The sequence below is a fragment of the Streptomyces sp. NPDC057424 genome, from assembly GCF_042803315.1.
Lineage (GTDB): Bacteria > Actinomycetota > Actinomycetes > Streptomycetales > Streptomycetaceae > Streptomyces.
Map to the genome: position 1 here is coordinate 26,862 of NZ_JBHVCP010000069.1, position 9,977 is coordinate 36,838.

Genomic DNA, 9,977 nt, shown 5'->3' on the forward strand with positions numbered 1-9,977 from the left:
CTCATGGCCGTCGAGACCGACGTCCTGGAGGAACTGCGTCGGCTCCGCACCCGCATACCCCGGCTGACGGGCTCCCTCGCGGCCACCGTCGACGGACTCGTCCTCGCCCACGACGTGCCGGACACCGAGCCGGAGGGACTCGCGGCGCTCACCGCCGCCGCCCTGGGCGTCGCCTACCGCATGACCGACGCCGCCGCCCGCGGAGACTTCCGCGAACTGCTGGTGCGGGGATCCGGAGGCTACGTCGCCACCTACGCCGCCGGAACGACCGCCGTACTCACCCTTCTCGCCGAGGACCGGGTCAACGTCGGACGCCTCCACCTCGAAGGGCGGCGCAGCGGCGCACGGATCGCCGACCTCGTGACCACGCGCGTGGGCCCGGGCACCGGCCGCCACGCCGACCGGCCGGCGCGCGAAGAGCACCTTGCCACGGTGCCCCCGGCCACGGACCGCCCCATCGGCACCCTCCCGGTACGCACCCCGCAGCGCCCCACGCACCAGCCGCGCCCGCAGACCGGCATCTGAACCATCCGAACCGCCTGACCCACCGAAGTAGAAGACCGAAGGAAAGGAACCGAGCGCATGGCCAACACGGAGACCGCGCTGAAGGAATGCCTGAGCTCCATCGACGGAGCGACGGCCGTCGCACTCGTCGACTACACCAGCGGCATGGCTCTCGGCACCCTCGGCGGCAGCAAGGACTTCAACCTGGAAGTCGCCGCCGCGGGCAACACCGACGTCGTGCGGTCCAAGCTGCGCACCATGGAACACCTGGGGCTGAAGGAGGAGATCGAGGACATCCTGATCACTTTGAACACCCAGTACCACCTCATCCGTCTCCTGAAGGGACGCGGAGGCAGCGGACTCTTCCTCTACCTCGTGCTCGACGGGAGCCGGGCCAACCTCGCGATGGCCCGTCACCAGTTGCGCCGCATCGAAGCCGACCTGGAGGTCTGAACCAGTACACCGGACGGGAGCCCTCCGCCACGCACGCGTCGCGGAGGGCCCCGGCACGCCGCACGGCAACGGCATGTGCGCGACCGGGCCCCCACCGGGCCGGCACTCGCGACCCAACCGCGCGAGACGGATACGTGGGTCATCTGGCACGTGGCACCGACCTCGCGGGCCTGCGCGCCTACCTCGACCGCTGGCTGCCGACTCCCGGGACCGGGAGGCCGGCGAGCCACTCGATCAGGATCCGGTTGGTTTCGGACGGACGCTCCTGCTGAACGAAGTGACCGCAGCCGTCCAGGATGTGCGAGGCCCTCAGACCGGGCAGCGTCCTCGGGTACGCCTCGATCGCGTCCGCCAGCCAGGTCGTGGACGCGTCCAGGCTGCCGCCGATGAACAGCGACGGCTGGGTCACAGGGGCACCGGCGAAGCCCGCCAGGTCCTGCCAGTCGCGGTCCATGTTCCGGTAGCGGTTCAGGGCCCCGGTCATCCCGGTGCGCTCGAACTCCCCGGCGTAGACGTCGAGGTCGGCCTCGCTCAGCCAGCCGGGCAGCCTTCCGACGGGGAACCGGTCGCGCAACTGGCCGCCTCGGACCAGGAAATGGGGGTCGGCCTCGGGCATCGTGTCCGCGGACAGGGCCGCGTAGAAGCCCGTGAGCCAGCCGCGCACGTCGGGCTCGATCTCCGACTCGGCCCGGCCGGGCTCCTGGAAGTAGGAGACGTAGAACTCCTCGTCGCCGCCCATCCGCGCGAAGACCTCACTCGGCCTCGGCCCGCCGGGCGGGGTGTAGGGCACGCTCAGCAGCCCCACCGCGTGGAAGACGTCCGGCCGGACCAGCGCGGAGGCCGCCGCGACGGTCGCGCCCCAGTCGTGCCCGACCAGCACCGCGGACGGCTCGCCCAGGGCCTCCACCACGGCGACGTTGTCCTCCACCAGCTCGAGCATCCGGTACGCGTCCGGCTCCGGAGGCCGCGACGAGCGTCCGTAGCCGCGCACGTCGACGGCGACCGCGCGGTAGTCGGCAGCGGCCAGAGCCGGAAGCTGGTGGCGCCAGGCGTACCAGGACTCGGGGAATCCGTGCAGCAGGAGCACGAGCGGTCCGTCACCCTGCTCGACGAGGTGGGTGCGGCCGGCTGGTGACGGCACCAGGCGATGCGTGCGGTCGGCGGCGGACGTCTGTGGCATGGATCCTCCCGCGATCCCAAGGGGCGCTCGGTCCACCGATCATCCAGCGCCCGCCGCGCCGCACGCGAAGCCTGTTGCCGTTCCGGCAAAAGGCTCAGCCGTGGTACGTGACGTACCCGTTGCCGTCCTTGTCGGAGCCGCTCTTGGTGTACGAGTGCACGTCGGCACGGCTGCCGGACGGCTTGTACACGTAGATCGTGTCCTTGTCGTTGTTCCACATGAAGTTGCAGTTGTCGCGGTAGGCGACGTTCTTCGCGTCGGAGTCGGCCCCGTTGCCGCCGCGCAGCTTCACGTAGTCACCCGGCTGAAGGGTGTGGCTCGCGGTGAAGGTGAACTTGTTCCCCGCGGCGTCCTTCACGACGTACCCCTTGAGGTTCACCGTCGTGGAGCGCGAGTAGTTCTTGATGGTCAGGTACTCCTGGGCGGTGTTCCCGCCCGAGCAGCGGTTGGAGTCGCTGCCGGGCGCGTCGTACTGGATGCCCCGGATCTTGAGCGCGGAGTTGTACTCGGCGGCCTGGGCCGGAACCGCCGACAGGGCGGTCAGGGCTCCGGCGGCGAGGGCCGTGGTGGCGACAAGGCGTATACGCATGGACGTTCGTCCCCCCTGCATGACCTTCAGGTGAAGGCAATGTGATGGTTCGGTGAAGCATCGAGATCGTACACGCTTCAAGTACGCAGAAGGGCGGATCCGGCGACATTGCCACCGGACCCGCCCTGCGGGGTGTATGGCGTCAGGCGCCGCTGGCCCGCAGCATGTCCTCGCGCTCGACGATCTTCACGCGCTCGCGCCCTTCGGGCTCGCCCAGAGCCTTCTCCGCGGCGTCCAGCTTGTACCAGCCGTCCCAGGTGGTGAAGCGGATGTCGCGCTCGGCGAGGAACGCGTCCACGGCTTCGGGGGCGGGGGCGGCGGGCGTGTGCAGGCGGCCGCCCGCGTAGTCGGCCAGCAGGTTCGACACCGTCTCGTTGGCGTCGCCCTTGGTGTGCCCGATGAGGCCGATGGGGCCGCGCCGGATCCAGCCGGTGACGTACGTGGACTGCAGGTGCTCGCCCGACTCCTGCATGACCCGGCCACCCTCGTCCGGAACGGTGCCGGAGTCGATGTCCCAGGGCAGCTTGGGGAGTTTGTCGGACAGGTAGCCCACCGCGCGGTACACCGCGCTCACGTCCCAGGTGTTGAAGGTGCCGGTGCCCTTGACGTTGCCGGTGCCGTCGAGCTCCGTGCGCTCGGTGCGCAGACCGACGACCTTGCCGTCCTCGCCGAGGATCTCGACCGGCGACTCGAAGAAGTGCAGGAAGAGCTTGTGAGGCCGGTCGCCGGTGTCGCGGATCGCCCAGTTCTCCAGGGTCTTCGCCACCATGTCGGCCTGCTTGTTGCCGCGCCGCGTGGTGATCGAGCCCTCGTCGTAGTCGATGTCCTCGGGGTCGACGATGACCTCGATGGTGGGGGAGTGGTCCAGCTCCCGCAGCTCCATCGGGCTGAACTTCGCCTGCGCCGGGCCGCGGCGGCCGAACACGTGGATCTCCTTGGCCCGGTTGGCCTTCAGGCCCTCGTGGACGTTGGCCGGGATCTCCGTCGGCAGCAGCTCGTCCGCCGTCTTGGCAAGGACACGCGCCACGTCGAGCGCGACGTTGCCGACGCCGAGCACGGCGACCTTCTCGGCCTCCAGTGGCCAGGTGCGCGGCACGTCCGGGTGGCCGTCGTACCAGGACACGAAGTCGGCGGCGCCGTACGAGCCGTCGAGGTCGATGCCCGGCAGGGAGAGCGCCCGGTCGGCCGTCGCGCCGGTGGCGAAGATCACGCCGTCGTAGAACGCGCGCAGGTCGTCCAGCCCGATGTCGGTCCCGTAGTCCACGTTGCCGAAGAGCCGGATCTGCGGTTTGTCGAGCACCTGGTGCAGGGCGGTGATGATGCCCTTGATCCGCGGGTGGTCGGGGGCGACGCCGTAACGGATCAGTCCGAACGGCGCCGGCATGCGCTCGAAGATGTCGATGGACACGCCGGGTTCGGCGGCCACCTCGGACTTGAGCAGGGCGTCGGCGGCGTAGATCCCGGCGGGGCCGGATCCGACGATGGCTACCCGCAGGGGGCGGGGCATGGTCAGGTTCCCTTCGAGCGGCGACAAGCGATCTCGACGGGAAGCCTAAACTGAGGCAAGCCTAAGTCGGTACGAGGGTCCGGTCTATGAGCTCATAAGGCTACTTTATGGGCAGTCCCTGGTGGCGCTTATGGCAGGGGCTGCTCCGCCCAGATCACCTTCCCGGCGGGCAGGTAGCGCGTCCCCCAGCGTTCCGCGAGCTGCGCCACGAGGAACAGACCCCGCCCGCCCTCGTCCGTCATGGCCGCGTACCGCAGATGCGGCGAGGTGCTGCTGCTGTCGAACACCTCGCAGATCAGGTTGCGGTCGCGCAGCACCCGTACGCGCATGGGGCCGCCGCCGTACCGGAGCGCGTTGGTGACCAGCTCGCTCAGAATCAGCTCCGTGCTGAACGTCAGCTCGTCCAGGCCCCACTCGGCCAGCTGCCGGCTGACCGCCGCCCGCACCTCGCCCACGGCCGCGGGGTCCTCCGGTACCGGCCACTCGGCGACCTGGTCGGCGGCGAGCGCCCGGGTGCGCGCGACGATCAGCGCGATGTCGTCGCTGGAGCGGGCCGTGAGCTGCGAGTCGAGCACGACCCGGCAGGTGTCCTCCGGCGACTGCCCCGCCCCGCCCAGTGCCTCGCGCAGCATCTCCAGACCGACGTCGATGTCCCGCTCCCGGTCCTCGACCAGCCCGTCGGTGTAGAGGACGAGCCGACTGCCCTCCGGCAGCTCCAGCTCCGCCGTCTCGAACGGCAGGCCACCGAGCCCCAGCGGGGGGCCGGCGGGCACGTCGGCGAACTCCACGCTGCCGTCCGGGTGGATCAGCGCCGGCGGGGGATGTCCGGCCCGCGCGAGGGTGCAGCGCCGGGAGACCGGGTCGTAGACGGCGTACAGACAGGTCGCGCCGGTGACCGGGGCGCTGCCCTCCTCCTCCGTCTCGTCCTGGTCGATACGGCCGACCAACTCGTCCAGCAGGGCGATCAGTTCCTCGGGCGGCAGGTCGAGGGCCGAGAAGTTGTGCACCGCGGTGCGCAGCCGCCCCATGGTGGCCGCCGCGTGCAGCCCGTGGCCCACGACGTCCCCGACCACGAGCGCGACCCTGGCCCCCGACAGCGGCAGCACGTCGAACCAGTCGCCGCCCACCCCGGCCTGCGCGGGCAGATAGCGGTAGGCGATCTCCAGGGCGTCCTGCTCGGGCAGGTTGCGGGGGAGGAGGCTGCGCTGGAGCGTGACCGCCATGCTGTGCTCGCGGGTGTAGCGGCGCGCGTTGTCGATGGAGACGGCGGCCCGCGCCACCAGCTCCTCGGCCAGGGCCAGCTCGTCCGTGTCGAAGGGTTCCGGCTTCTCGCAGCGCCAGAAGCTGACCACGCCGAGCACCAGGTTGCCGGCCCGCAGCGGCACGGTGATCAGCGAGTGGATGCCGTACGCGATGATCTGCGCGGAGCGATCGAGGTCCTGTTCCTGCCAGCCCGGGGCGTGGCTCAGCCGGGGCTCCAGGACGGGGCTGCCCGTGGCGAGGCTGCGGCCCTGTGGAGAGGACTCGACGAACCTGATCCGCTCGCCGGCCGGGTAGAGCGGCGCGTCCTTGCGGATACCGCTCACCGCTGTCCGGCTGAGCGCGGCCGCCGCGTTCGGCTGCCCGCCGCCCAGCACCGCGTCGAACAGGTCCACGGTGACGAAGTCGGCGAACCGGGGCACGGCCAGCTCGGTCAGCTCCTCGGCCGTGCGGGTCACGTCCAGGCTGGTCCCGATGCCCACACCGGCGTCGTACAGCATGTTGAGCCGCTCCCGCGCGGTCTCGGCCCGCCCGGACAGAGCGCGCAGCTCGGTGGAATCGCGCAGGGTGGCGACGCTGCCGGGCGGCACGCCCGCTCGGTCCGTGGTCCGCTGGTTGACGGCGAGGAGCCGGTCCCCGACGAGGTGCACCTCGTCCGTGGCGACGCGTCCGGAGGCCAGCAGGTCTGCGGTACCCGGGTCGAGACCGAGGGCGAGGACGTGCCGGCCCTCGGCGTCGGCGGGCAGGCCGAGCAGCCGGTGCGCCTCGTCGTTGGCGAGCAGCAGGGTTCCCCCGTCGTCCACGATGAGCACCCCCTCCCGGACGGCGTGCAGTACGGCGTCGTGATGCTCGTACATCCGGGTCATCTCGTGCGGCCCGAGTCCGTGGGTCTGGCGCAGCAGCCGCCGGCTCACCAGCGCGGCGCCCGCCGTCGCGAGGGCGAGCGCCGCCGCGGCGGCCGCGAGCACCAGGGGCAGCTGACGGTCGGCGGTGCCGCCGACGTTCTTGGTCGTGATCCCCGCCGAGACCAGGCCCACGACCCGGCCGTCCGGGTCCTTCACCGGCACCACGGCCTGGACGAGCGGGCCGATGGTGCCGTCGACCTCTTCGGTGAACGACTCCCCGGCCAGGGCCGGTGCGAGCGTCCCGACGAACTGCTTGCCGATGCGGTCCGTCTTCGGGTGGGTGTAGCGGATCCCGTCGGTGTTCATGACGACGATGAAGTCGACCTTCGACCGCTCACGGGCGGCTTCGGCCCGGGGCTGGAGCACGGCGGTGGGATCAGGGCTCTGCAGCGCCTCGACGGTGCCCGGCGCGTTGGCGAAGGTTTCCGCGACGGCGAGCGAACGGTTGCGGGCCTCCTGCGTCGTGTCGTGCCGCACTTGCAGCACCAGCGCCACCACGGCCGCCACGACCAGCAGCAGCACGATCACCACGACGAGCAGGAATACCTGTCCGGCGACGCTGCGTTCGCCCAGCACCGGCCGCAGCCCCGCCACCGGTTGCCACCGCGACGAGCCCGCCTCCCGCCGCTGCCGTGTCGACGGCGCAGCGCCGGGCCGCAGGGGCGATCGAGTCCCGGATCGACCCAAGAGTCGGACCATGTGCCATGTCTACACTGCCCGGCTCCGGGAGGCGAGGGGCATCACCCATGGTGACAGGGGGTCCTCACCGTTTCGTCACGACTACGGGCGGGCGCGGGCTCCGTGCCCACCGTGAAACGTGCGACCTTCCCACCGGAGAACGTACGACGGCCTCACGCGCCCAGCGAGCGGGCCAGCTCGGTCGTGGCCCGTGCGATCTCGCCGTCCTCGTCCGCCATGAGCCGGCCCAGCTCGCCGCGCCGGGCCCGTACCGCCTGGCGCGCCGCACGCTCCCACACCACCGGGTTCTCCCGGTGGTTCAGCAGCTTCGGATAGACGGCCGCGGTGCTCTCCCACTGCCGGGCGTCGGCGATGTTCTTGAGCAGCTGGATGATCTGGGCGCGGCAGGTCACCTGCGGCAGCTTCGCCAGCTCCCACAGGAAGGGCACCGTGGCCGCGGTCGCCTGCTCCACCACGAAACCGAACTGGCAGATCCGTTTCCGCAGGTCGTCGAGGGCGGAGCGGGCGGTGTCGGCATCACCCCCGGCGATGCCGTTGAGCAGGAGGGGAATGGCCGCCGCCGAGCCGGTGGAGTCCCGGATGTCGCCCCACGGCACGCGGTCCAGTGCCGTGAGCGGCGTCTTCCGGGCCACCCCGGTCGGGGCGTCGGGGCGCTGGGGGCGCTCGCTGCTCGGGTGTTCCGTCGAAGCGCTGCGCATGGCGAGGGGCCTTTCCGCGGCAGTCGTGTCAGATGGGTGGACAGGGCGTGGCCGGGCGGGTGGACAACCTGGCCCAGACCGTCTTGCCCGCAGGGGGGCTGGGGGACCAGCCCCACTCCTCCGACAGGGCGTCGACGATGCAGAGCCCCCGGCCGTGCTCCTCCAGGGCCGCGCCGGTCGGCGCGTACACGGGCGGATGGTCGTCGGGGTCGGAGACGGTGACCAGCAGATGGCTGGGGTCCAGGAGGAACCCGAGCCGGATCTCCGGCACCCCCGGCACGTCCGAGGCTCTCGGTGCCGCGTGTGTCGCGGCGTTGGCGGTGAGCTCGGTGATGACGAGGGTCGCGTCGTCGCAGCGGTGGTCGAGGGACCAGCCGTGCAGGGTGTCGCGGGTGAAGGACCGGGCTCGTGCGAACCCCTCCCGGCTGCACTCGACCCGCAACGCGGCCGAGGCGGACAGGGCACCCGAGAACTGCGGCAGTGTCTTCGGTACCGAGGGCGGGGCCCCGTACGGCATGACCGTGTGCGGGCCGGCCGGCAAGGCGTGGCTCGCCCCGGGTGTGCCTGCGTGTGCCGGCGCCCCATTCGGCGGCCGGAGCACGTGCTGCGCAGGTGATGACACGGCATCTCCCCGATGCGACGTCAGGACAGGGCGCCAGCCCGGGGGTTGACGCCGCAGCTATTATCCACGCTGAAGGCGCTCGCGTGCAATTGCACGAGAAATTGCGTGAAAATCAAGCCGTTGTGGGTACGCAAGCCGGGACGAGTTCGGTCGAAGGGACGCGGCCGCTCTCGGCCGGACGGCCGGGCACACCGTGCGCGGCGGGGAACGAGAACAGCAAGGAGACTGCGGTGCCACCAGTGCAGAACGGAGTGCAGGCAAGCTCGTTGGGCGCCTGCTGGATGAAGAGCCGGCACAGCAACGCCGAGGGCAACTGCGTCGAAGTCGCCCCCCTCGTCGACGGCGGGATCGCGATGCGCAACTCCCGTGACCCCGACGGGCCCGCCCTCGTCTACACGTCGGCGGAGGTGGCGGCCTTCCTGGCCGGAGCGAAGGACGGCGAGTTCGACCACCTGCTGTGAGGCGCGGCGCTGGTCCGCCCGCGGCGCGATGCCCTCAGGGAGAAGCGGAGTCCGACTCCCCACTTCTGCGGGGCCGTTGCGGGCGGATGCGTGAAGACCCGGTGAAGTGCGATAGTGTTAGTCGCCCTTGTGCCGGTCTGCTGGGAGTCATGATGTCCGCCGCGTCGCATCGCATCTCCCGTCTGGAACCCTACCTGGACAGGTCCGAGCCGGCGCCGACTCTGCTGAAGATGCTGGTCGGTGTGCAGCTCGCCGGCTTCCGCGAGGACGCCGGGTTCGCCCAGGACCAGGCGGCGCGCGCCGCCGGGTTCAGTGCCGCGAAGTTGTCCCGCATCGAGTCGGGCAAGGGCCGCCGACGGAGAACGACGTCCGTGCGCTGCTCGAGCTGTACGGCACCGACGACTACGAGGTCTCGGTGCTGCTCAAGCTGCTGCAGCGGGCCGGAGAGCCCGGCTGGTGGCAACGGTACGACAAGCGGCTGATGCCCGAGTGGTTCGACCGGCTGGTCGGACTGCAGGAGGCCGCCGCCACCATCCGCACCTTCGAGATCCAGTACGTGCCCGGCCTGTTGCAGACGCCCGCCTACACCCGGGCCGTGGTGGAGCGCGGATTGCCGAACGCGCCGGCCGGTGAGGTGGAGCGGCGCGTCGAACTGCGCAGGCACCGGGCCCGGTTGCTGTCGCGGGGCGACGCCCCGCAGTTGTGGGCGATCATCGACGAGTCCGTGCTGCTGCGCGTCCTGGGCAGTACGGAGGTGATGCGGGAGCAGCTCGCGCACCTCGTCGAGATGGCCGAGCGTTCCAACGTGACGTTGCAGATCGTGCCGTTGAGCGTCACCAATGCCTCGGCGCCGGCCATCCCCATCACGTATCTGCGTTTCGGCGGTCTCGATCTGCCCGACGTGGTCTACCTGGAGCACATCAAGAGCGCGAACTTCCTCGAGGACCGCGACGAGACCGAGGAGTACCGGATCGCGCTGGACCGGCTCGCGGACGAGGCGCTCAAGCCCCGTGACTCGCTGGAGCTGCTGCGGCAGACGATGGAGCAGCGCTACCCGTGACACCCGGATGCCTCGCGCGGGACGGCCACCGTCCCGCGC

Annotated in this window: 9 protein-coding genes and 1 pseudogene; 4 read left to right on the top strand and 6 right to left on the bottom strand. The window is 71.1% G+C overall.

From position 1 onward, the window contains the following. Positions 1–3 precede the first annotated feature (3 nt). Positions 4–525, top strand: coding sequence for a roadblock/LC7 domain-containing protein (locus tag ACFU3E_RS33925; protein WP_384167167.1), 522 nt, complete (start codon positions 4–6; stop codon positions 523–525). 57 nt (positions 526–582) lie between these two features. Beyond that, entirely contained in the window at positions 583–957 is a 375-nt protein-coding gene (locus ACFU3E_RS33930) for a hypothetical protein (protein ID WP_030847269.1), read from the top strand. 178 nt (positions 958–1,135) lie between these two features. On the opposite strand, the gene ACFU3E_RS33935 is transcribed toward ACFU3E_RS33930, so the two are convergent. The 6 genes from ACFU3E_RS33935 to ACFU3E_RS33960 form a co-directional block, all read right to left on the bottom strand. Continuing rightward, entirely contained in the window at positions 1,136–2,137 is a 1,002-nt protein-coding gene (locus tag ACFU3E_RS33935) for an alpha/beta fold hydrolase (protein ID WP_384167170.1), read from the bottom strand. A 94-nt stretch (positions 2,138–2,231) separates the two neighbouring features. Then, positions 2,232–2,726: a lamin tail domain-containing protein gene (locus tag ACFU3E_RS33940; RefSeq protein WP_384167173.1), complete on the bottom strand. Its 495-nt coding sequence runs from the start codon at positions 2,724–2,726 to the stop codon at positions 2,232–2,234. Positions 2,727–2,868: 142 nt separating this feature from the next. Continuing rightward, on the bottom strand, positions 2,869–4,233 hold the full coding sequence (locus ACFU3E_RS33945; protein WP_384167176.1) for an FAD-dependent oxidoreductase: 1,365 nt from the start codon (positions 4,231–4,233) through the stop codon (positions 2,869–2,871). 128 nt (positions 4,234–4,361) lie between these two features. Further along, positions 4,362–7,097, bottom strand: a complete 2,736-nt coding sequence (locus ACFU3E_RS33950) for a SpoIIE family protein phosphatase (RefSeq protein ID WP_384167180.1) — start codon at positions 7,095–7,097, stop codon at positions 4,362–4,364. 152 nt (positions 7,098–7,249) lie between these two features. Beyond that, on the bottom strand, positions 7,250–7,795 hold the full coding sequence (locus tag ACFU3E_RS33955) for a hypothetical protein (protein WP_384167183.1): 546 nt from the start codon (positions 7,793–7,795) through the stop codon (positions 7,250–7,252). A gap of 28 nt (positions 7,796–7,823) precedes the next feature. After that, the gene (locus ACFU3E_RS33960; RefSeq protein ID WP_384167192.1) at positions 7,824–8,441 is read right to left on the bottom strand and encodes an ATP-binding protein; all 618 of its coding nucleotides are present in this window, start codon (positions 8,439–8,441) and stop codon (positions 7,824–7,826) included. 206 nt (positions 8,442–8,647) lie between these two features. Between ACFU3E_RS33960 and ACFU3E_RS33965 the strand changes: the two genes are divergently transcribed. Both ACFU3E_RS33965 and ACFU3E_RS33970 read left to right on the top strand, forming a co-directional pair. Beyond that, entirely contained in the window at positions 8,648–8,878 is a 231-nt protein-coding gene (locus ACFU3E_RS33965; RefSeq protein WP_384167186.1) for a DUF397 domain-containing protein, read from the top strand. Between the two features lie 152 nt (positions 8,879–9,030). Further along, positions 9,031–9,938: pseudogene (locus ACFU3E_RS33970) on the top strand (helix-turn-helix domain-containing protein). The last annotated feature ends 39 nt before the right edge of the window (positions 9,939–9,977 follow it).